Annotated in this window: 23 protein-coding genes; 16 read left to right on the forward strand and 7 right to left on the reverse strand. The window is 41.9% G+C overall.

Annotated features, from left to right (window positions below):
• Positions 1-363: 363 nt before the first annotated feature.
• Together BLT53_RS04315 and BLT53_RS04320 are read left to right on the forward strand one after the other, a co-directional pair.
• On the forward strand, positions 364-1,200 hold the full coding sequence (locus BLT53_RS04315; RefSeq protein ID WP_090233049.1) for an STAS domain-containing protein: 837 nt from the start codon (positions 364-366) through the stop codon (positions 1,198-1,200).
• Between the two features lie 828 nt (positions 1,201-2,028).
• Positions 2,029-2,736: a DNA alkylation repair protein gene (locus tag BLT53_RS04320; RefSeq protein WP_090233050.1), complete on the forward strand. Its 708-nt coding sequence runs from the start codon at positions 2,029-2,031 to the stop codon at positions 2,734-2,736.
• Positions 2,737-2,904: 168 nt separating this feature from the next.
• Here BLT53_RS04320 and BLT53_RS04325 read toward each other — a convergent pair whose 3' ends face one another.
• The gene (locus BLT53_RS04325; protein ID WP_090233052.1) at positions 2,905-3,147 is read right to left on the reverse strand and encodes a hypothetical protein; all 243 of its coding nucleotides are present in this window, start codon (positions 3,145-3,147) and stop codon (positions 2,905-2,907) included.
• Positions 3,148-3,295: 148 nt separating this feature from the next.
• Here BLT53_RS04325 and BLT53_RS04330 point away from each other — a divergent pair, with 148 nt between their 5' ends.
• The 4 genes from BLT53_RS04330 to BLT53_RS04345 all read left to right on the forward strand — a co-directional run bounded on the left by BLT53_RS04330 (position 3,296) and on the right by BLT53_RS04345 (position 7,663).
• Positions 3,296-4,327 carry a zinc-binding alcohol dehydrogenase family protein gene (locus tag BLT53_RS04330; protein ID WP_170834234.1) on the forward strand — a complete coding sequence of 344 codons (1,032 nt, stop codon included), beginning with the start codon at positions 3,296-3,298 and terminating at the stop codon, positions 4,325-4,327.
• 94 nt (positions 4,328-4,421) lie between these two features.
• Positions 4,422-5,165 (forward strand): SDR family NAD(P)-dependent oxidoreductase, encoded by a 744-nt coding sequence (locus BLT53_RS04335; RefSeq protein ID WP_090233053.1) that lies wholly within the window; start codon positions 4,422-4,424, stop codon positions 5,163-5,165.
• Positions 5,166-5,247: 82 nt separating this feature from the next.
• Complete coding sequence (locus tag BLT53_RS04340) at positions 5,248-6,141, forward strand: cation diffusion facilitator family transporter (protein ID WP_090233054.1); 894 nt, start codon at positions 5,248-5,250, stop codon at positions 6,139-6,141.
• Positions 6,134-7,663, forward strand: a complete 1,530-nt coding sequence (locus BLT53_RS04345) for an MDR family MFS transporter (RefSeq protein ID WP_090233055.1) — start codon at positions 6,134-6,136, stop codon at positions 7,661-7,663. The genes BLT53_RS04340 and BLT53_RS04345 overlap by 8 nt, the downstream gene beginning before the upstream one ends.
• A 17-nt stretch (positions 7,664-7,680) precedes the next feature.
• Here the strand turns inward: BLT53_RS04345 and BLT53_RS04350 are convergent, their stop codons facing one another.
• Positions 7,681-8,058 (reverse strand): VOC family protein, encoded by a 378-nt coding sequence (locus BLT53_RS04350; protein WP_090233057.1) that lies wholly within the window; start codon positions 8,056-8,058, stop codon positions 7,681-7,683.
• A 130-nt stretch (positions 8,059-8,188) separates the two neighbouring features.
• Here BLT53_RS04350 and ccpC point away from each other — a divergent pair, with 130 nt between their 5' ends.
• The 5 genes from ccpC (at position 8,189) to BLT53_RS04375 (ending at position 12,809) form a co-directional block, all read left to right on the forward strand.
• Entirely contained in the window at positions 8,189-9,049 is an 861-nt protein-coding gene (gene ccpC, locus BLT53_RS04355; protein ID WP_090233058.1) for a transcriptional regulator CcpC, read from the forward strand.
• Between the two features lie 76 nt (positions 9,050-9,125).
• Complete coding sequence (gene dapD / locus BLT53_RS04360) at positions 9,126-9,842, forward strand: 2,3,4,5-tetrahydropyridine-2,6-dicarboxylate N-acetyltransferase (RefSeq protein ID WP_090233060.1); 717 nt, start codon at positions 9,126-9,128, stop codon at positions 9,840-9,842.
• Between the two features lie 26 nt (positions 9,843-9,868).
• Entirely contained in the window at positions 9,869-10,999 is a 1,131-nt protein-coding gene (locus tag BLT53_RS04365) for an N-acetyldiaminopimelate deacetylase (protein ID WP_090233061.1), read from the forward strand.
• A gap of 110 nt (positions 11,000-11,109) precedes the next feature.
• Positions 11,110-11,355: a YkuS family protein gene (locus BLT53_RS04370; protein ID WP_090233063.1), complete on the forward strand. Its 246-nt coding sequence runs from the start codon at positions 11,110-11,112 to the stop codon at positions 11,353-11,355.
• Positions 11,356-11,504: 149 nt separating this feature from the next.
• Positions 11,505-12,809, forward strand: a complete 1,305-nt coding sequence (locus tag BLT53_RS04375; protein ID WP_090236693.1) for a hemolysin family protein — start codon at positions 11,505-11,507, stop codon at positions 12,807-12,809.
• Between the two features lie 25 nt (positions 12,810-12,834).
• On the opposite strand, the gene BLT53_RS04380 is transcribed toward BLT53_RS04375, so the two are convergent.
• Together BLT53_RS04380 and BLT53_RS04385 are read right to left on the reverse strand one after the other, a co-directional pair.
• Entirely contained in the window at positions 12,835-13,038 is a 204-nt protein-coding gene (locus BLT53_RS04380) for a ChaB family protein (protein ID WP_090233065.1), read from the reverse strand.
• Between the two features lie 61 nt (positions 13,039-13,099).
• Positions 13,100-13,951: a mechanosensitive ion channel family protein gene (locus BLT53_RS04385; protein ID WP_090233066.1), complete on the reverse strand. Its 852-nt coding sequence runs from the start codon at positions 13,949-13,951 to the stop codon at positions 13,100-13,102.
• 242 nt (positions 13,952-14,193) lie between these two features.
• Here BLT53_RS04385 and BLT53_RS04390 point away from each other — a divergent pair, with 242 nt between their 5' ends.
• Positions 14,194-14,742 (forward strand): peroxiredoxin, encoded by a 549-nt coding sequence (locus tag BLT53_RS04390; protein ID WP_090233068.1) that lies wholly within the window; start codon positions 14,194-14,196, stop codon positions 14,740-14,742.
• Positions 14,743-14,901: 159 nt separating this feature from the next.
• The gene (locus BLT53_RS04395) at positions 14,902-15,561 is read left to right on the forward strand and encodes a potassium channel family protein (protein ID WP_090236695.1); all 660 of its coding nucleotides are present in this window, start codon (positions 14,902-14,904) and stop codon (positions 15,559-15,561) included.
• Positions 15,562-15,616: 55 nt separating this feature from the next.
• Here the strand turns inward: BLT53_RS04395 and rnjA are convergent, their stop codons facing one another.
• From rnjA to def, 3 genes are all read right to left on the reverse strand, one after another.
• The gene (gene rnjA / locus BLT53_RS04400; protein WP_090233069.1) at positions 15,617-17,287 is read right to left on the reverse strand and encodes a ribonuclease J1; all 1,671 of its coding nucleotides are present in this window, start codon (positions 17,285-17,287) and stop codon (positions 15,617-15,619) included.
• A gap of 3 nt (positions 17,288-17,290) precedes the next feature.
• Positions 17,291-17,500, reverse strand: coding sequence for a DNA-dependent RNA polymerase subunit epsilon (locus BLT53_RS04405; RefSeq protein WP_090233071.1), 210 nt, complete (start codon positions 17,498-17,500; stop codon positions 17,291-17,293).
• Between the two features lie 341 nt (positions 17,501-17,841).
• Positions 17,842-18,396: a peptide deformylase gene (gene def, locus BLT53_RS04410; RefSeq protein ID WP_090233072.1), complete on the reverse strand. Its 555-nt coding sequence runs from the start codon at positions 18,394-18,396 to the stop codon at positions 17,842-17,844.
• 532 nt (positions 18,397-18,928) lie between these two features.
• Between def and pdhA the strand changes: the two genes are divergently transcribed.
• The 3 genes from pdhA to BLT53_RS04425 all read left to right on the forward strand — a co-directional run bounded on the left by pdhA (position 18,929) and on the right by BLT53_RS04425 (position 22,388).
• Complete coding sequence (gene pdhA, locus BLT53_RS04415; RefSeq protein ID WP_090233074.1) at positions 18,929-20,008, forward strand: pyruvate dehydrogenase (acetyl-transferring) E1 component subunit alpha; 1,080 nt, start codon at positions 18,929-18,931, stop codon at positions 20,006-20,008.
• A 1-nt stretch (position 20,009) separates the two neighbouring features.
• Complete coding sequence (locus BLT53_RS04420; protein ID WP_090233076.1) at positions 20,010-20,987, forward strand: alpha-ketoacid dehydrogenase subunit beta; 978 nt, start codon at positions 20,010-20,012, stop codon at positions 20,985-20,987.
• 99 nt (positions 20,988-21,086) lie between these two features.
• Positions 21,087-22,388: a dihydrolipoamide acetyltransferase family protein gene (locus tag BLT53_RS04425; RefSeq protein ID WP_090233077.1), complete on the forward strand. Its 1,302-nt coding sequence runs from the start codon at positions 21,087-21,089 to the stop codon at positions 22,386-22,388.
• The last annotated feature ends 2 nt before the right edge of the window (positions 22,389-22,390 follow it).

The raw sequence follows: 22,390 nt of genomic DNA on the forward strand, positions 1-22,390 counted from the left end.
ATAACGATAGTCATTACATAGGGAAAATTATGATTGCGTTATCAGGAGGGATAAGTTAGGTTCAAATTATCTAACATTATTTTTTGATGATTTTAGAATGTTTGAACGTTTTGGTATGTTAATTACCAATATTTACTTGAGCATTTAAAGAAGTTCTTTGCTGTTCATTTGCTACAATAAAATATGATTATACCGTTTAATGAAGTTTGATTCATCTCTATAGGATATAATAACTTCTGGGGTAAAAATGTTAAATAGCCAAAAGTGGCTTTTATAAAGAATGAAACAGAGGATTCCAGGAATCAAGAACGTTATTATTATGAGAAGAGACTATTTTTAAACTACTGGAAGGAGCATAACCTAATGGAAAAGTTGCAGCAAAAACAGATTACGGATTTTATTAAATACCACAGGGAAGAGTTTCAAACGAAACTTTTATCCGAGGCTGGTAATGTCGCGGGTAAAATAAATGATATTTTACAATCTGGAAATATCGATCTTTTGAAAAACGCAGAAAAGATGATCATGTTTGTTGTGGAAAAGAGAGACAACGAGCTTATATCCTTTGCTCAACAAGAAGGTGTGGCCTGGGCGAAGCATGCCTTAACCCTCACTCTTAAGTTGGAGTGGGTACATGCCATTAGAAGAACGATATGGCATTATTTGTATGAATTTGATCTTGAGAACACCAATGAACGCAGCATATCAGACTATAGAGAAACGATCTTTCAAATGGAGCAGCTGGTGAATGACGGCATCGATAAATTTCTTAATAGTTTCTTTATAAGCTATTCAACTTTTAAAGATGAATTGATCAGCGCTCAGCGAAAAATGGTTGAGCATTTGTCCGTTCCTATCATACCAATCAGTCCTTTTGTTGCAGTTCTTCCTTTAATTGGCGTTATTGATGTATATCGTATAGATACAATTGAAGAAAAAGTCTTATCGGAGATTTCCAATTTGAAGATTCGAACGTTGATTATTGACTTATCAGGCATTACGGATATGGATATTGAGGTCATTCATCATTTTCAAAAAGTGTTAAGCGGGGTTTCCTTGATGGGATGTGAGGCTGTGATTACTGGTCTGCGTGCAGAACTAGTTAGAAAAATGATTCATTTAGATATATCATTTGATGAGTATGCATCAACTAAAGGTACGCTTCAGCAAACATTAACCACCTATTTTAAAACAAATTAACAAAAAAGGTCTTCTTTTTGAAGGTCTATCATTACCATCAGGTCATCATTGAAGAGCAAAAACCGATCTTACTATAAAGATCGGTTTTTTTTGTTTTTTAGGGTTTAAAACCACGTGCCCTGCACGTGTGAAAATGTAACTTCTAGAGTGGTAAGTGAGATTAAATCTCTCCTGAAAAGTATTTCATATTTCGATAAAAACTGAATCATTTACCTTTTACAATGAGATGAAGAACGATCTATTTCGGAAAAACGGAAATGAGTTACACATGGTAATGAATAAAGATCACCTATTAAAAGCGAGGAATTTTTACAATCTTCACCTTCATTCCTCTCCTTTTGTTATGCCAAATGCATGGGATGTCATCAGCGCAAGAATGTTTGAACAATGTGGTTTTAATCCGCTCCAGCATCCTGATAGGCTTTTGCCCGCTTAATGACCGGGAGTTCTTTCCTATAAAAAGATAACTAAACTTGTTCAAAACATGGATGAGTAAAAAGGTAACACTGTGGTGTTTTTTTGCATTCTTTGGCTTTGCGCTTAGTTCTAGAAAGATTTTTTATTTATTCTCTTTGCACCTTCATGATTCTATTTAGAATAATCAGGCTGTGATGTCTTAAATAAGGGCTGTATGTTTTTCTATCCTCCCTCTCACATATGTTGATGGGATTAAGTGGCCACCATGTGCAATCAGATTGGAGCTTGCATATGACGAATTTGTGAAGGAAAAAGGGTAGTGCTAAAATTGTGTAGAATAAAAGACTTGATAAAAAAATAATCGATTAGGTGACAATGGAACAAGATAAATAGTAAGGAAGGAATTGTACAATGGACTTTGAAACAGTGATGCAGGAACTTGAAGTGCTGGGTAAGGAACGAACAAAAAAAATGTACTTATCAAATGGCGCACACGAGCCGCTTTTTGGTGTGGCTACAGGTGCTATGAAACCACTCGCAAAAAAAATAAAAATAAACCAACGTTTAGCTGAAGAGCTTTATGCCACAGGTAACTACGATGCCATGTATTTTGCAGGAATCATTGCAGACCCAAATGGCATGAGTGAGGCTGACTATAACCGATGGTTGGATGAAGCCTATTTTTATATGCTTTCTGATTATGTAGTGGCAGTAACTTTATCTGAGTCAGATATTGCACAAGACGTTGCTGACCAATGGATTGGAAGCGGTGATGAACTGCGAATGTCAGCAGGCTGGAGTTGTTACTGCTGGCTTTTAGGGAATCGCAAAGACCATGAGTTTTCAGAAAGTAAGATTTCCAATATGCTTGATATTTTGAAAAATTCTATTCATACTTCGCCAGAAAGAACAAAATCTGCGATGAATAATTTTGTATATACCGTTGGGGTTTCATATTTGCCACTGCATGAAAAGGCGGTGGAGACAGCGAAGGAAGTCGGCATCGTAGAAGTAAAACGCGACAAGAAGAATAGCAGTTTCCTAAACGCTTACGAAAATATTCAAAAACAAATGGATAGAGGGAAGCTTGGTTTTAAAAGAAAGTATGTGAGATGTTAACATTAGCTTTTTTAGTACTCCCCTAAATCACCATAACTTATATATAAGATCAGCCTGTTAGCCCTTGGTATGTCTTTATTTAGGATAAAATCGATAACGTACATGAGGATGAAAGGTATATGCTAAAAAGGACAGCCAGCTCGGCTGTCCCTTTTTATTTGGATCCAATTAGCTTCGGCCCTCTAGCAACCAGTTTTGAGCCGGGTTCTTTTCAACTTTATTTACGTCACAGCATTTAAATTTAACAAGACTGCCATCAGAAATTGCTGCTATAACAATACCGGTCGCAGGGTCATATTGTCTGAAGGTTACTTGAACGGATGTACCATGTAAATGAATACGCACCACATTTCCAGGCTTGAGGTGTTTAAATCGCATGCAAACCTGTGAATGTTTTGAGGGGAACTTCATTTGCCAACCACCTTTTTATTTTTAAAACTTGTACTTATCATAGCTTATGCACCTCGTCCGAAGTTGGTTTGGACGGGCTCCAAATATTAACCTATGTTTTTCCTTGACCTGTTGGGGTAACGTAACAACAAAGAAAGGATGAGTGATAATGAACGAAAAAATGAAGGCAGTCGGTTTGTATACGTATCTTCCAATTGACCATCCAGAGAGTTTGGTGGATGTTGAAATGGATAAGCCTGTTCCAGGAAAAAAAGATCTTCTCGTAAACGTAAAAGCGGTTTCTATAAACCCTGTGGATACGAAAGTAAGGGGACCAAAGGAGGGTGTTGAAAAGGAACCAAAAATCCTCGGCTGGGATGTTTCAGGGGTTGTGGCCGAGACAGGTTCAGAAGTAACGATGTTCAAAGAGGGTGACGAAGTGTATTATGCCGGTTCCATAAGCAGGCCAGGCGGGAACAGTGAATTTCATCTCGTGGATGAACGAATTGCCGCTCATAAACCCAAAACACTAAGCTATGAAGAAGCGGCAGCAATGCCACTCACAAGCCTCACAGCATGGGAAGGATTATTTGACCGATTGGGAATCTCTTTGCAGCCTGAGGAAAATGAGGGGAAATCGATACTGATCATAGGTGCAGCAGGAGGAGTAGGATCTATCGCGCTTCAGCTTGCAAAATGGGCCGGATTAGCGGTGATTGGCACAGCGTCACGGACGGAGACGGAGGATTGGGCGAAAAGACACGGTGCTGACTTTACAATCAGCCACTACGAGGATTTTTTACCACAATTGAAGAAAGTAGGTCTCGATGAGGCAGACTATATATTTTGTCTGAACAGTACGGATCAGCACTGGGAAAAAATGATGGAAGCCATAGCGCCACAAGGAAAGGTTTGTTCCATCGTTGAAACATCAACCCCTTTGAATATCAGTTTACTGCAACAAAAAAGTGTAACATTTATTATGGAATTTATGTTTACTCGATCTCTTTTTGAAACGGAAGATATGATAAAACAGCATGAGATTCTGTCAGTAATGGGTAAAATGTTCGATGATGGAATGATTAAGACCACATTAACGGAAACATTGAAGCCGTTCAATTCAGAATCGATGAAAAAGGCGCATTCCAAGCTGGAATCAGGGAAAATGATTGGAAAAGTAGTTGTAAGCAATTCTAAATAAACGAAGGTAATTGCTGATTAGAAACAGCGGTGTTTAGGGGAATATTTTAGGAATTGAATAAAACTAAATCAATGTAAAAGGAGTTGTTCTACATATGTTCGAAGACAAGGTAGTCATTGTTACCGGTGCAGGCCAGGGCATTGGAAGGCAAATTGCAATTGATTTTGCGAAGGAAGGTGCGTATGTTGTCATTGCGGATATGAAGGAGGCAGAAGCGGCCGAAACACTGAAGGAGATTACTTCAACAAAGGGAAAGGCTGAATTTATGGAAACAGATGTACGGAAGCCAGAGGATATCATCTCATTAATGGAAAAGACACAATCCCTATTCGGTCCGGTTGATATTTTGATTAATAATGCCGGAAAGGGGATTTGGAAATCTCCACTTGAACTAAGCGTAGAGGAATGGGATGATGTCATTCAAACAAATCTTCGCAGTGTTTTCCTATGTTCTAGAGAGGCGGCAAAACAAATGAAGCAAAAGGGAGGCGGATCGATTGTGAATATTGCATCCACTCGTGCCTCCATGTCAGAACCCAACAGTGAAGCATATGCTGCCACCAAAGGAGGCATTGTGGCCCTAACCCATGCACTGGCCGCTTCCTTTAGTGAAGAGGGGATTACAGTTAATTCCATCAGTCCCGGCTGGATTGAAACAACGAACTATGATGAACTACGTGATGTGGACCATGAACAGCATTGGTCAAAACGGGTTGGAACCGTTTCTGACATATCAAGGGCTTGCCTGTATTTAACAAATCCGGAGAATAATTTCATCAATGGTGAAAATCTTGTTATCGATGGGGGGATGACGCGGAAAATGATTTATCATCATTAATGATCTTTGACAGGGATGTTTTTTTATAAGTTTAGACATCCTAACTGCAAATGCAGGAGAATGGTTAAAGGGAGATTAAGACATGGCAGAGAAAAAGGTGCAGACAAAAGTGGAAAGAGGCGTTTATCTTAGTTTGACAGCTTATATCGTGTTATCCCTTTTAAAACTTGGCATAGGATGGCTTTATTCCTCTGAAGCTCTGGTAGCAGACGGATTAAACAACTCAACGGATATTCTGGCCTCTCTGGCTGTCTTGATCGGATTAAAAATCTCAAAAAAACCTGCGGATTTAGACCATCCCTATGGCCATCTAAGAGCAGAAACCATTGCATCCATGATCGCTTCTTTTATAATGGTAGTAATTGGGCTTGAGGTATTGATTTCTGCCATCAAAAGCATTGTGGTGTTTGAAATTGAGCCTCCATCTGTGATTGCAGGTATTACGGCCATCTTTTCTGCCTTGGTTATGATGGGAGTATATCGATACAATATCAGGCTTGCCCGCCAAACAGACAGCCAGGGTTTAAAAGCTGCGGCTCTGGATAACCGGTCGGATGCATTTGTCAGCATTGGCGCGGCTGTGGGAATCTTTGGAGCACAGCTCGGTATAGTTTGGCTGGATCCATTGGCGGCAGTACTTGTTGCCATCATGATCATCAAAACCGGCTGGGATATCTTTTACGAAACTTCACATAATCTCTCAGACGGGTTTGATTATGAAGAGGGGAAGAGGATAGAAAAGCAAATTCTGAACGTGCAAGGGGTGAAGCAAGTTACGGATTTAAAAGCCAGAAAACACGGGAATTCGGTTATTCTTGATGTAACCATCCATGTTCATCCGGATTTGAATGTGATTGAAAGCCACGCAATTACGGAAAAGCTGGAAGCCGAACTCAGGCGTAAATATAAAGTAGAAAGTATTTCTGTTCATGTGGAGCCGCATGAAATACGAAAAGAGGTTGAGACAAATGAATAAGAGTTTACACAGGAAAGAACCTGAAAGCAGAGAAGAACGCGAGACAAAGCGGCCGTTTGTTCTTGCATCTGTGATTATTGCCATGTTTATGGCAGCCATTGAAGGAACGATTGTTTCTACAGCCATGCCTGGCATTGTCGGGGATTTGGGTGGATTTGCTTTGTACAGCTGGGTATTTTCTGCATATCTTCTCATGCAGGCGGTCACTATTCTTATTTACGGGAAGTTGTCTGATTTATACGGCCGCAAGCCGGTTTTCACGATTGGTATTATCATTTTTTTAGCAGGGTCGGTTATGTGCGGCCTGGCAGGATCCATGAAACAGCTGATCATTTATCGTTTGATCCAAGGCCTGGGGGCAGGAGCTGTTCAGCCAATTGCCACCACGATCGTTGGAGACATGTATACAATCGAAGAGCGGGCAAAAATTCAGGGCTACCTTGCAAGCGTTTGGGGAATCTCAGCGATTGTCGGTCCATTGCTTGGCGGTTTCTTTGTTACATACTCGCATTGGTCATTAGTATTTTGGATGAATATCCCGCTTGGAATTCTTGCCATGGCGGGTGTTGGAAAATTCCTGCATGAAAACGTAGAGCGGAAAAAAGTACATATCGATTACCTCGGCTCGCTCCTTGTTTTGATAGGGGTAAGTGCCCTGATGGTTCTACTTATACAAGGAGGGACGGCGTGGCCTTGGAACTCTTGGGAATCCTACCTTCTCGGGATCGGTTCGGTGCTCATTTTGTTCGGTTTCTTCAAGCATGAATCAAGATTTCCAGAGCCCTTGATGCCGATCTCTTTATGGAACAACCGCCTGATCTCGCTTTCAAATGCCGCGTCGTTAACGAACGGTGCTGTGTTGATCGGGCTTTCCAGTTTTCTTCCCACGTATATTCAAGGGGTGATGGAACAGCCACCTGTTGTGGCTGGATTTACATTGACAGCCATGTCGGTGGGATGGCCAATTTGTTCGACGATTGCAGGAAAGCTGCTATTAAAAATAGGATTCCGCCCCGTAGCAATCGCAGGCGGCGTTGCCCTGTTCCTTGGTTCACTTGTATTTATCTTTATGGACCCTGCCAAAGGCCCGGTTTGGGCCGGGGCTGGTTCCTTTCTTATCGGCTGCGGAATGGGATTGACGAATACTACTTATATAGTTGCCATTCAGAATACAGTGGACTGGAAAACGAGAGGGATTGCCACGGCATCCAATATGTTTATGAGAATCGTAGGAAGCGCACTGGGGGCTGCTGTTCTCGGTGGCATTCTAAACACCAGACTGAGTACCTATTTTGACCGCCATGGAAATGAAAATGAGAAGGTCACACTCGATGCAGCTAACATTTTGCTCGATGAAGAAAAACGAAGCAAACTGAGCAGCTCTGTTTTGGAGCTCCTGCAAAATGGTCTTTCGTTTTCTCTTGCAGATGTGTATAAAGGTGTTCTTATCTTGTCGATTTTAAGTTTGCTGTTTTCCATTATGCTTCCCAAAGCAGAAAACCCAAAGACAAAAAGCCGATAATTACCTGCTGCTGTTCTTCATGGGCGTGTGGTTTTCTCAAGAAACTCTATGCGATTGCCGAAGGGATCTCGGAATGAGAACCGTAATAAGCCTGGAATTTCAATTTCCTCTGTTACAGCCAATCCGTGGGAAACAAGATGTTTTTTTACAGCGTCAAGCTGGGCCACTTCAAATGCAGGGTGGCTTTTTCTTTTTTGGAAAGGAATGTTTTCAATACCTAAATGAAGCTCCTGCTTTCCCACTTGATACCATAATCCGCCGTTTGGTTTTAAACTGTCGGGTTTTTCAATCTCCTGAAATCCCAGAATTCCCGAAAAGAAGGACCGAGCCTGATCTTCAGTTCCTGGTGGAATGCAAAGCTGTACATGGTGAATGCCCTTTACTTGTACTTTCATGGTTTTCATCCTTTCTTTTAGGTTTATTTCTACTTTTTATCTTAAATATTTCGTGCAGAGATGAATAATAGAATATAATAGGTTAGACTGATAAGTTTTGCTTATGAAGTTTAGCCAAAGGGGGAGCAGCATGCAGCTATCTGAATTTAAAATCCTTCAAGTGCTCGCTCAGGAGTTAAATATGAGAAAAGCATCCGAGCGTCTGTATGTTTCTCAGCCAGCACTGAGCCAGCGCCTGCAGAGCATTGAAAACAGCTGGGGCACAAAAATATTTCTACGATCGCAAAAAGGGCTGGCAATCACGGCAGCAGGAGAAAAAATAATCGCACATGTCAATGAGACGCTGAAAGATGAAGGCCGTGTCAGAGAGGAGCTTCAATCCCTATCCAAAGAAGTGTTTGGCACACTGCGGCTTGCGGTGGCCTCCATCATAGGGCAGTACTGGCTTCCAAACACGTTAAAAAAATATGTAAATCTGTATCCGCAGGTCAATATCTCTCTCATAACAGGTTGGAGCAGTGAAATCATTAAGCATCTGTATGAAGATCAAATTCATATTGGGATTGTTCGGGGAAATCCCGAATGGCGGGGAGAAAAAATACACTTGTTTTCTGACAGCTTGTACCTTGTAGATACGAATATTTCTTCTATTGAAGAGTTGCAAAAAACAGAAAAGCCTTTCATCCAATTTAAAAGCCACTCCACCTACTATCAGGATATTCAAGAGTGGTGGCAGGACCACTTTTCCATTCCGCCGAAAAAAACCATCATCGTTGATCAGATCGAAACATGCAAACAGATGGCCCTTCACGGGATCGGTTATGCTATTCTGCCTTCCATCTCCTTACGTGAAGCGGATGCCTTTCATCAGGTTCCGCTGCATAATAAGAACGGGGAGCCAATGAAGCGTGATACATGGATGATTTGCCATGGTGCTTCACTCGAACTTAAACAGGTAGAGGCTTTTGTGAAATTGGTAAAGGAGGATTGAAATAATTTTGGTTTGAATGTTGGTTGAATTAGTGGTTTAATACAATACAGAACGTATTAAAGGAGGAGCACACACCATGAAAATGATGGATGCAAATGAAATTATTTCTTTTATTAGTAACAGTAAAAAATCAACACCTGTAAAAGTATATGTAAAAGGGGATCTTGAGGGGCTCCAATTCGGTGAAAACACTCAATCGTTCATCAATGGGAACACCGGTATACTTTTTGGTGAGTGGAAAGAAATCCAGGACGTATTAAAAACCAACGAAAGCAAAATTGAAGATTTTGTGGTGGAAAATGATCGCCGCAATTCAGCGATCCCATTGCTCGATATGAAAAATATTAACGCGCGTATCGAGCCGGGTGCGATTATCCGTGACCAGGTGGAAATCGGAAACAACGCTGTAATCATGATGGGCGCTTCCATCAATATCGGTTCAGTCATTGGTGAAGGTTCGATGATCGACATGAACGTGGTTCTTGGCGGGCGTGCAACTGTCGGGAAAAACTGTCATATCGGAGCAGGCTCCGTCTTGGCTGGTGTGATCGAACCGCCGTCTGCAAAACCTGTTGTTGTTGAAGATGATGTCGTTGTTGGAGCCAACGCGGTGATTCTTGAAGGAGTTACAGTTGGTAAAGGGGCTGTAGTTGCAGCAGGTGCCATCGTCATTGAAGATGTACCCCCATATACGGTTGTAGCCGGAACACCTGCACGTGTGATTAAAGAAATCGATGAAAAAACGAAATCCAAAACAGAGATTAAGCATGAATTGCGACAACTGAACGATTAATCTGGTCTGGACAGGAATGATATAGAATGGAAGCTCAACGTTTTATTGACATCAGGAGACAGCTGCATCGAATTCCTGAACCCGGTTTTAAGGAATTCAAAACACAGCAGTTTATTCTTGATTTCATAAGCCAACTCCCACAAGAACGCCTGAGTGTGAAAAAATGGAGGACTGGTTTGCTTGTTAAGGTGACAGGTACCCATCCGTCAAAAACCATTGCTTATCGCACGGATATGGACGGATTGCCGATTAAGGAAGAAACCACCTATACATTTCCTTCTCTACATGAAGGATTCATGCATGCTTGCGGACATGATATCCATATGTCTGTCGCAATGGGGCTTCTAGATTATTTTGTCCATCACCCAGTGAAGGATAATTTGCTGTTTGTGTTTCAGCCTGCAGAAGAAGGGCCGGGAGGGGCGCTTCCTTTGCTTCAAAGTGAAGAATTCCAGTTGGAAAAACCCGATATGATACTCGGTTTGCATATTGCTCCCGAGCATCCGGTTGGCACAATTGCAGTCAAAGAAGGGCTTTTGTTTGCCAACACGTCTGAGCTTTTTATTGACATCAGAGGGAAAGGCGGGCATGCTGCCTATCCTCACCTTGCCAATGACATGGTCGTTGCGGCCAGCCACTTGGTGACCCAGCTTCAGTCGATTGTGGCACGAAACATTGACCCACTTGATTCAGCCGTTGTCACCGTCGGTAAAATTACCGGAGGGACAAAGCAAAATATCATTGCGGAAACCGCCCGCCTGGAGGGGACAATCCGTACTCTTTCCTCCGACTCCATGAAAAGAGTCAAAGGCAGGATTGAATCCCTTGTGAAAGGGTTGGAAGCGTCCTTTGACTGCCAGGCCGAGATTGATTATGGCGCCAACTACTATCAGGTGTATAACCATGAAGAACTGACACGGGAATTCATTGCTTTTCTCGAACGAGAAAAAACAGCAGAGTTCTATCATTGTAAAGAAGCCATGACAGGAGAAGACTTTGGCTATTTTCTAAAAGAAATTCCAGGGTTTATGTTTTGGCTTGGTGCAGACAGTCAGTTCGGACTTCACCATTCCAGGATTGAGCCGAAAGAAGAAGCAATTCCTGTCGCTCTCCGTACGCTTGTTTCTTATATCGAGTGGAAAGCAAACAGTAATTAGAAAACACGTTAAATAAGGGGCTGCTCAGAATTGAGCAGTCCTTTTTTGTTGTCTGAGGAATAAGTCGCGATCTACTAGGAAAAATTAAAAATGCTAAGGAGGTGGAAACGATGGCAAGAATTGGTGTGGAGGAATCCTTAACTAATGTTTCCGATGCTTTAAAAGCTAAAGGTTTTGATGTGGTTATGCTTCGTCAGGAAAATGACGCAAACGGCTGTGATTGCTGTGTGATCTCTGGTCAGGATGAAAATGTGATGGGCATGCAAAATGCTGTTATGCAGGGCTCTGTCATTAACGCAGACGGAATGAGTGCTGATGATGTTTGTCAGGCAGTACAAAGCAAGCTTCAGCAATAAAAAAACAAAGGGGAACAGCGTCAAGCTGTTCCCTCCTCATTTGTCTTTGTTTATCTGCTAGGTGGAGAGGGTAATCTTTATTATCTTTACTCTTATTTTTCAGCAGGAGGTGATGGTCCTTGGTCACTTTGGTGATCAGGGATAACCACATGGCATTATTCAATATCATCATTATTATCATCCTAATATTAATAACCGCATTTTTCGTGGCTACTGAATTTGCCATCGTAAAAGTCCGGCCAACCCGAATAGATTTTCTGGCAGAACAGGGAAATGGAAATGCAAAAGCTGTTAAAAAAATTCTGGCCAATATTGATGGTTATCTTTCTTCTACACAATTGGGGATTACAATAACATCACTGGCACTTGGTGGAATGGGAGAACCGACAGTGGAAACGCTGCTTCATCCCGTTTTTCAGCATGTGGATCTGCCGCAGCAATTAATCAACACCATTTCATTTATCATTGCGTTTACAGTCATTACGTACTTTGAGGTTGTACTTGGAGAATTGGCTCCAAAGTCATTTGCAATCAGAAAGTCGGAGGCCATTGCATTGGCGGTTGCAAGACCATTAATTGCCTTCAGTGTTATTATGTTTCCGTTTATCTTTCTTTTAAACCGTTCCGCTGCGATCCTTACCAGAATTATGGGGCTGAAGCGTGGGGAAGAACACGAAATGGCACACAACGAAGAGGAATTGCGCCACCTGCTATCTGAAAGCTTTGAGGGTGGGGAAATCAACCAATCCGAATACCGTTATGTTAACCGGATATTTGAATTTGATGACAGGCTGGCGAAGGAAATTATGGTTCCCCGTACCGAGATTGTCTGTTTATACAAGGAAAATACTTTTTGGGAAAACCTCGATATCATGAGAGGGGAAAAGTTTACGCGATATCCGGTTGCTTTAGAAGATAAAGACCATATTATTGGTTTGGTGAACATAAAGGAATTCTTTAATGAACATGTAACCAATGAAGAAGAGGAGCTGGAACGTTACATACGGCCCATTATCTCCGTCCATGAATCGTTTCCAATACAGAAGCTGCTGGTAAAAATGCAAAAAGACCGGGTACATATGGCCGTATTAATGGATGAGTACGGAGGAACATCAGGCATTGTTACGGTTGAGGATATAATAGAAGAAATCGTGGGTGAAATTCGGGATGAGTTTGATGAGGATGAAGAACCGAGAATTAAGAAAGTAAATGATCAAGTGACCATCCTTGAAGGAAAAGTACTCATTTCTGAAGTGAATGAAATGTTCCATCTGGATCTCGATGATTCGGATCTTGACACAATAGGAGGCTGGTTTTTAAGCCAGGGAATTGATGTAGACCTCGATAAAGAAGTGGATCACCAAGGATATACCTTTAAAGTAATAGAAATGGACGGACATCAAATCAAAAAGTTAAAAGTGATAAAAAGAGAAAAAGAAGAGGCAACAACATGATATCAGATGTTGGTGCCTCTTTTTATTATTCTTCTTTTTTTACCCACTCATCGTTATCATTTTTTTCGTACTTGTTTTTCACGGCACTCCATGCAACCTTGAAGGCTGTTTCTTCTTCTTTGTATTCTTTAGAAGCAGAATTGAAAGCTTCTTTGAAGATTTCCTGTGCGTGATGCGGAAGATTGTCTTTTACCGAATCTGGCAGTTCTTTAATGGAATCATAAGGCATGATATGAAACCTCCTTTATAGGGATTCAATAGTATGAATACCCTTTGATCCTCTTTAGTAATCATTCGGTGCCTGGCTCTCCGGATGCATCTTCTACTTCGGGAGAAGGCAGCTGAATACCTGCTTCAATAAACCGCTGTTGAAGACGGTCTTTAATTTTTTGTTCCATGCTCCATTGCTTGAGGTTTTCGGTTCTTGCAAGAATGCGCAATACTGTCTGGCCAGTTTCTGCTTCAATCACTGGAAGAACATTCGGCCCTTCAAGGATGGCAGGTTCCTCCTGCTGAAGCACGAGACTTTCTTCTTTAATCACCCTCAGTGCTTCTTCAACCTGCGGTGTCGTGGGGATTTTAAAATCAACCAGAGCCCTCATATTGCCTCTGGAATGGTTGCTTACACTTGTGATTAACCGGTTCGGTATATAGTGAAGCGTACCGTCAAAGCCTCTGACTTTGGTTGTTCTCAATTCTACATCTTCTACGATTCCATTAAATGCGCCGGTGGTTATGTAGTCACCTACATCAATTTGCTTTTCCAGGAGGATAAAGAATCCTGTAACAATGTCACTGACAAGTCCCTGTGCTCCGAAGCCGATGGCAAGCCCAACGATCCCTGCGCCTGCAAGCAGCCCGCGTATATCAATGTTGAACAGCCCGAACACGGCGACAAAAGCCATAAAGATTAAGGCATATGTATAAATGCTGATCACCAGTGTTTCCAAAGTTTTTGCTCTGAAATTGGACATGCTTTTTCGATGCATCATTCGCGCAAAGGCTGTTCGAATGATTTTCTTTCCAATATTGCGGATGACTATATAAATAATATAGATTGCGATGAGTTTTAACACTAAAATTCCAGCGCTGATCGCCATAGCGCCCCAGTCGACCTCAGTAAATTTTTTGTAATCCGGCATTAAAATTTTTTCCTCCTTCTGTTTTTAACATGTTTAGTATGCATAACAGTATAACCGAGTAAACGGCGCAATCCAATTATTTCACTTCTTTTGATTAACTTGTTATGATATGGGGGAAAGTAAATATGGTTGTGATTATAAGGCCCTTATTTAAATTAATTATTATTTAACATTGACTAAAAAGTAAGGGTGCATTATAATAATAGTGAAGCAATAACTTAACTAGTTGGAGGGATTTTAACATGGCAGAACGCATGGTAGCAAAACAAGCTCCGCGCTTTGAAATGGACGCTGTATTGCCAAACAAAGAATTTGGCAAAGTAAGTCTTGAAGAAAACATGAAGAATGATAAATGGACAGTACTATTCTTTTATCCAATGGACTTCACATTTGTATGTCCTACCGAAATCACTTCTTTGAGCGATCGTTTTGATGAGTTCGAAGATTTGGATGCAGAAGTAATCGGTGTTTCTACAGACACTATTCATACTCACAAAGCCTGGATCAATACACCTCGTGATTCAAACGGTCTCGGTGACCTTAACTATGCACTTGCTGCAGACACGAACCATGTTGTAGCACGTGACTATGGCGTATTGATTGAAGAAGAAGGCGTAGCCCTTCGCGGACTGTTCATTATTTCTCCTGAAGGTGAATTAATGTATGCCGTAGTTAACCACAACAATATCGGCCGTGATGTGGACGAGACATTGCGTGTCCTTCAAGCACTTCAAACTGGCGGCCTTTGCCCAGCGAACTGGAAGCCAGGACAAGAAACACTTAACGTTTAAGATCTGTTTCATTAAAAAATGGCCAAGATATATCTTGGCCATTTTTTTTGTATATTCTCAATGCATTGAGAATGATAGTTTTGTCAAAGTGGGACATTGTGATATGCTAAAGGCAATAGTACATAATATGCTGGAGGAATAAAAGTGGCAAAACGACAGGTGAAACGGCAGTATGCGGTCATCGGGCTGGGCCGGTTTGGTGGAGGGGTTGTCAGGGCATTGGTCGAGCAGGGGATGGAAGTGCTCGGGATCGACATGGATGAAGACCGGGTAAATGAGTATTCGTCAATCGCTACTCACGCCGTGGTGGCGGACTCAACGGATGAAGGGGTGCTCAAGAGTTTAGGTATTCGCAACTTTGAGCATGTCATTGTAGCGATTGGGGAGAACCTTCAATCCAGTATCTTGACCACGCTCATTCTTAAGGACATGGGTATTGATAAAATTACGGTGAAGGCCCAGAATGATTATCATGAACGGGTATTATTAAAAATTGGTGCCGACCGCATTATTCATCCGGAACGTGATATGGGGATACGCATTGCCCACCAGGTGGTTTCAAAAAGTGTTCTTGATTATCTAGAGTTATCGGATGAATACAGTATTGTTGAAATGGTGGCTGGAAGCAAGATGGAAGGCAAATCCCTTTTGGAAATGGATATCCGGGCAAAGTTCGGCTGCAATGTGGTTGCGATCAAACGGGACCATGAAGTCATTGTTTCTCCGCATGCCAGCCAGCCTGTCATGGAAGGCGATGTTTTGATTGTCATTGGCGCAGAAAAGGATATCAATCGGCTCGAAGATGATATGATGGCATAAAGCTCAATCGATTAAAAAAAAGCATGAGAGGAATTTTCCTCTCATGCTTTTTTAATTAGATTTCCATAATAATCGGAAGGATCATCGGCCGTCTTCTCGTCTTTTCGTAAAGGAATGGAGAGAGGACATCGGTAATTTCATTTTTAATTTCAGACCATTGTCTCGTTCGTTTTTCATCCATTAGACCGTTCAGGTGCTGATTCAAAAGGTTTTGCGCATCATTGATCAAATCGCCTGATTCTCTCATGTAGACGAACCCTCTGGATATGATATCTGGACCAGCTTCAATTTTAAATTCTTTCATATTGAGGCTGACTACAACGACAACTAAACCTTCTTCGGAAAGAATCTTACGGTCTCTGAGAACAATGTTTCCAATATCCCCAATACCGCTTCCGTCTACATAAACAGATCCAGAAGGGATCTTACCTGCGACAGATGCTTCATTGCTGGACAAGGCCAAAACCTCGCCATTATCCATCGTAAAGCAATTCTCAGGCAGAACATCACAAGACGTGGCGAGCTGGATGTGCATCTTTAACATTCTATATTCTCCGTGAATCGGAAGGAAATACTTCGGCTTCATTAACCGGAGCATCAGCTTCTGTTCCTGCTGGCCCCCATGTCCGGAGGTATGAATATCATTAAGGGACCCATGAATCACTTCAGCGCCTGCACGGAACAGCTGATTGATCGTCTTGTTTACGCTTAATGCATTTCCCGGGATTGGCGAAGAAGAGAATACGACCGTATCTCCAGGGATAATTTGAATTTGACGGTGAGTCCCGTTAGCAATTCTTGAAAGTGCCGCCATGGGTTCACCCTGGCTTCCCGTACATAGAATCGTGACTTGATTATCCGGCAGTCTGTTAATCTGAGATGACTCGATAAAGGTACCTTTTGGAGCCTTTATAAATCCAAGTTCCTGCCCGATTGTAATGGCGGAATCCATGCTCCGGCCAAAGACAGCGATCTTTCTGTTATTTTGTACAGAAGCTTCAACTACCTGCTGCAGGCGGTAGATGTTTGAAGCAAACGTAGCGAAAATCACACGGCCGTTCACTTTTCGGAAAATATCATTAATGCTGTCACCCACGCGGCGTTCAGACAATGTAAAGCCGGGAACCTCAGCATTGGTGCTGTCGGAAAGCAGACATAACACCCCTTCTTTGCCGATCTCGGCCATTTTTGTTAAATCTGCCGGCTCGCCGACCGGTGTGAAATCAAACTTGAAGTCGCCGGTATGTACAATATTACCGGGAGGTGTTTTCACAACAATTCCAAACGATTCCGGTATGCTGTGAGTCGTTCGGAAAAACGAAACGGATGTTTTTCTGAACTTAATTATCTGGTCCTCGGTAATTTCGTATAACTTTGCACGTCTTAGCAGTCCATGTTCTTCAAGTTTGTTTTTAATCAGTGCAATGGCAAGCTTTCCGCCATAAATCGGAATATTAACCTGACGAAGCAGGTAAGGGATGCCGCCGATGTGGTCTTCATGGCCGTGAGTAATGAACAGCCCTTTAATTTTGTCTTCATTTTTCACCAGGTACGTATAGTCCGGGATTACATAGTCAATGCCAAGCAGCTCGTCCTCCGGAAATTTAATTCCTGCGTCGATGAGGATGATTTCGTCTTGAAATTGAACACCGTACGTGTTCTTTCCAATCTCACCCATGCCGCCGAGGGCAAAGACTGCAGTTTGATGGTTTTTGACAAATTTCATAAATTATCTTTTCTCCACTTCAAAAGAGTCTGATTGTTGCTCATATTCTAGGAATTTCCCTTTAATCTCCTGGACAAACTCAATGTTAAAATTTGAACTTGCAAGACTTTTTCTCACTTCCTCAATGGAGCTTGCCTCCATATATAGAGATTTAGTGTTTTCCCGAATAGGTACCTCATTTTTGTTTTCTTGATAATAAACTTTAAAAATCATTTTTTCGTCTCCTTACCGTGCTAGTATTAACAATATCTTCGTTCTATTATAAATGAAATAAGCATGTTTTTCATGTTTTTTTCATTATTGGCACGATGACTGCGGTAATACAGGGGATTTTTACGATTAACGGATGCAAAATGCGCGTTTATTTGGATTGAGGCAAGGATATTCATGAATGAGTTTTTTTAATCTGTTGATGATTCGCCGTTTCCTTTTCATGTGGCTATAACCGTCCTTTTTTTATAGTTGGTTATAGTATGCCGCCTGTTTTTTTCAGGTTGCGAGGAAAATAGTGGAATAAAATAAAGAAAAACCCTGTCACATGGACAGGGTTTTCTTTATGCACGGTTGAGGATCACAGTGGTTGGGGGTGTAAAAGGATTCTCCTTACTAATACGATCATAGAACATTATGCCGTCAAGGTGATCAATTTCATGTTGAAACACAATGGCGGGCATCCCTTTTAATTTTATATCGACTTGTTCGCCTTTTATTGTTGTTCCTCTGACGGTAACTTTTGCGTAACGCGGAACGTACCCGGGAACATCCCTGTCAACTGAAAGGCAGCCTTCTCCACCCTCGAGATAGGTCACTTTTACGGAGTGGCTGACAATTTTCGGATTGAAAAGAGCGTAACTGTATAATTCACCTTGTTCATCCTCCGTATGGACTGCGATGATCCGTTTGGAAATTCCGATCTGCGGGCATGCGAGCCCCACACCTGGCCGAAGGTTGTACTTTTGAGCCACCTCCGGATTCTGACTGTTTTTTAAGAACTCAAGCATTTCTTTCGCAATTTGAATATCCTCTTGCTGAGGAGGAAGTTCAACGTTTGTTGCCCTTTCGCGAAGAATCGGGTTGCCTTCTCGGACAATATCTTTCATGGTTAGCATAAGTTTTCCTCCCATTATGGTGATTTCTTTTATTCATATGACAATCGCTTTTTCTGTATTCTACCATATTTATGCGGCTAAAACGCTAGAAAAAGGAAGTGAGATGGCTTATTTCATGGGAAAAGCCTGATTTGAAACAGATGAATACAGAAAGTGATACAGTGCTTTATAATATAGGTGTAACAGCTATGGTGCAGAAAAAATAATTCAATAACTTACTTGATATTAAACAATTGACGGTCAATATACGAAGGTGTAAACTAATGATGTGTTTAAGATGATTGTATTACTCTGGTTTCAAAAAAATAGTAATACAGTTTATGAAAGCCCTTATATAAATGAAGGATGTACAAGTACAATGTTTACCCAGGATTAAATAGGGAAACAGCAATAATGATTTGTGCATCGGGACCATTCAAGGCTTTTTTATAAACCATGTCATGTATATGGTAAACTTTGGGCAATCTAATAGAAGCGCCTATTACATACATGGCGGATAACATTGGTGTAAGGAAGGAAGAGGTGAAGGTTAATGAGTTTGATTGAACAGGTTGAAAAACAATTTGAAACCTTTCAGATCTTATCAGAAGACGGGAAAGTAGTTAATGAATCTGCTATGCCTGAACTTTCAGATGAAGAATTACAGGAATTAATGACACGTATGGTATATACGCGCATTTGGGACCAAAGAGCAATCTCCTTAAACCGTCAGGGACGTTTAGGATTTTATGCGCCGGTTGCAGGTCAAGAGGCTTCCATGCTTGGATCCCAATTTGCGCTGGATAAAGAAGACTGGATTCTTCCAGGATATCGTGATATCCCGCAAATCGTGTTTCACGGACTCCCATTATATCAAGCTTTCCTATATTCCCGCGGACATTTCCAAGGCGGTCAAATTCCGGAAGGCGTAAATGTTCTTATGCCGCAAATTATCATCGGCGCACAGATTATCCAAGCAGCTGGTGTTGGTGTTGGACTTAAGAAAAAAGGCAAAAAGAATGTTGCTATTACCTACACAGGTGACGGTGGAGCTTCCCAGGGTGATTTCTATGAAGGTTTGAACTTTGCTGGAGCATACAATGCACAGACGATTTTTGTTGTGCAAAATAACCGTTTTGCAATCTCTGTACCAGTAGAAAAGCAATCCGCAGCAAAAACAATTGCTCAAAAAGCGGTTGCAGCCGGTATCGAAGGAATCCAGGTAGATGGAATGGACGTACTCGCTGTGTATTCTGCAGTCAAGCAGGCACGTGAACGCGCATTAAACGGAGACGGTCCAACATTGATTGAAACTCTTACTTACCGTTATGGTCCGCACACAATGGCAGGAGACGATCCTACACGTTACCGTACAGAAGACCTTGACAACGAATGGACAAAGAAAGATCCTCTTGTTCGTTTCCGTACATTCCTTGAAGGAAAAGGACTTTGGTCTGAAGAGCAAGAGAATAAAGTAATTGATCAGGCGAAGGAAGACATTAAAGCTGCAATCAAAAAAGCTGATGCTGCTCCAAAACAGAAAGTAACTGATCTAATCGGCTTTATGTTCGAAGAGCTTCCTCACAACCTTAAAGAGCAACTTGAAGAATACAAAGCAAAGGAGTCGAAGTAATATGGCTCAAATGACCATGATTCAAGCAATCACAGATGCAATGCGCACTGAATTGAAAAACAATGAAAACGTTGTTGTATTCGGTGAGGATGTTGGTCAAAACGGCGGAGTTTTCCGTGCGACAGAAGGCCTTCAATCCGAGTTTGGCGAAGATCGTGTATTCGATACTCCGCTAGCAGAGTCCGGAATCGGCGGTCTGGCGATCGGCCTTGGACTAACTGGTTTCCGTCCAGTTATGGAAATTCAGTTTTTCGGTTTTGTTTTTGAGGTAATGGATTCCGTGGTGGCTCAGGCTGCTCGTATGCGTTACCGTTCCGGAGGAGTGTACAACTCTCCAATCACAATCCGTTCACCATTTGGCGGCGGCGTAAAAACTCCTGAGCTTCATGCGGACAACCTTGAAGGTCTTGTGGCTCAAGCTCCTGGTGTTAAGGTTGTTATTCCGTCAACACCATACGATGCAAAAGGTTTGTTGATTTCCGCAATCCGTGACAACGATCCGGTTGTATACCTTGAGCACATGAAATTGTACCGTTCTTTCCGCGGCGAAGTTCCAGAAGAAGAATATACAATCGAAATTGGAAAAGCTGACGTAAAACGTGAAGGCAAAGATGTTTCCATCATTACTTACGGTGCAATGGTTCACTCTTCTCTAAAAGCAGCAGAAGAGCTTGAAAAAGAAGGAATCTCCGCAGAAGTGGTTGACCTTCGTACAGTTAGCCCTCTTGACATTGACACAATCATTGCTTCTGTTGAGAAAACAGGACGTGCCATTGTTGTTCAAGAAGCACAGAAACAAGCAGGTGTAGGTGCAACTGTTGTTGCTGAAATCAATGACCGCGCCATCTTGAGCCTAGAAGCTCCTGTACTTCGTGTCGCTGCTCCTGATACGGTATTCCCGTTTGCAGCAGCAGAGGACGTTTGGCTTCCTGATTATAAGGATATCGTTGAAAAGGCAAAGACAGTTTATAACTTCTAATGCTAAACAACAGGTCTGGAAAAGAAATCTTTCTGATTTCTTTTTCGGCTTTTTATCCAGATAAACATGATTAATTTTTTACTATAGGAGGCGTTGTTAGTGGCATTTGAATTTAAGCTTCCCGATATCGGTGAAGGTATCCACGAAGGCGAAATTGTTAAATGGTTTGTAAAAGCAGGGGATGAAGTCAAGGAAGATGACATCCTTCTTGAAGTGCAAAATGATAAAGCAGTAGTTGAAATCCCTTCTCCAGTAGATGGGAAAATTCTTGAAGTAAAAGTTGACGAAGGAACCGTCTCTGTTGTTGGGGACGTGCTCGTAACGATCGAATCTGACAGTGAGCCACCTCCATCTGCACATGGTGATGATACTCCGGAGCAGCCTAAAGCTGAAGAAGAGAAAAAGCCTGCAGCTGCTGAACCTGAACAAAAAACAGAAGCGGCTAAAACAGAACCATCTGCTGATGAATCTGTGGATGAAAACAAGCGTGTAATCGCTATGCCTTCTGTTCGTAAATTTGCACGCGAAAAAGGCGTTGATATCCGCAAAGTATCCGGTTCTGGAGACAATGGCCGTGTTATGAAAGAAGACATCGAAAAATACTTGAGCGGTGAAACGGCTACTCAAGATCAGGAAGCTGTAACAGCACCTTCTGAGGCACCTGTTGCGAAGGAAGCACCAAAAGCAATTCCTGCCGGTGAAAATGAAACGCGTGAAAAAATCAGAGGTGTACGTAAAGTCATTGCTAAAGCAATGGTGAACTCCAAACACACGGCTCCACACGTGACATTGATGGATGAAATCGATGTAACTGAGCTTGTGGCACACCGTAAGAAGTTCAAGCAGGTTGCAGCTGATAAAGGAATCAAGCTTACGTACCTTCCATATGTCGTAAAAGCATTGGTTTCTGCTGCCCGTGAATTCCCGGCAATTAACGCATCCATTGACGATGCAAATGAAGAAATCGTTTGGAAGCATTATTACAACATTGGAATCGCTGCTGATACAGACAACGGTCTAATGGTTCCTGTCGTAAAAGATGCTGACCGAAAATCCATCTTTAAAATTTCAGCAGAAATCAACGAGCTTGCTGTTAAGGCTCGTGACGGGAAACTTTCTGCTGATGAGATGAAAGGCGGATCTGTTACGATCTCCAATATCGGTTCAGCAGGCGGACAATGGTTTACTCCGGTTATCAACCATCCGGAAGTTGCCATCCTTGGAATTGGCCGAATTGCAGAAAAAGCAGTGGTGAAAAACGGGGAAATTGTCGTAGCACCTGTGCTTGCGTTATCATTAAGCTTTGACCACCGTTTGATTGATGGTGTAACAGCTCAAAATGCAATGAATCATATTAAGCGTTTATTGAACGATCCACAACTACTAGTAATGGAGGCGTAGAG

Origin of the sequence: Fictibacillus solisalsi (assembly GCF_900103485.1) — a bacterium.
In the GTDB taxonomy this organism is placed as follows: domain Bacteria; phylum Bacillota; class Bacilli; order Bacillales; family Fictibacillaceae; genus Fictibacillus_C; species Fictibacillus_C solisalsi.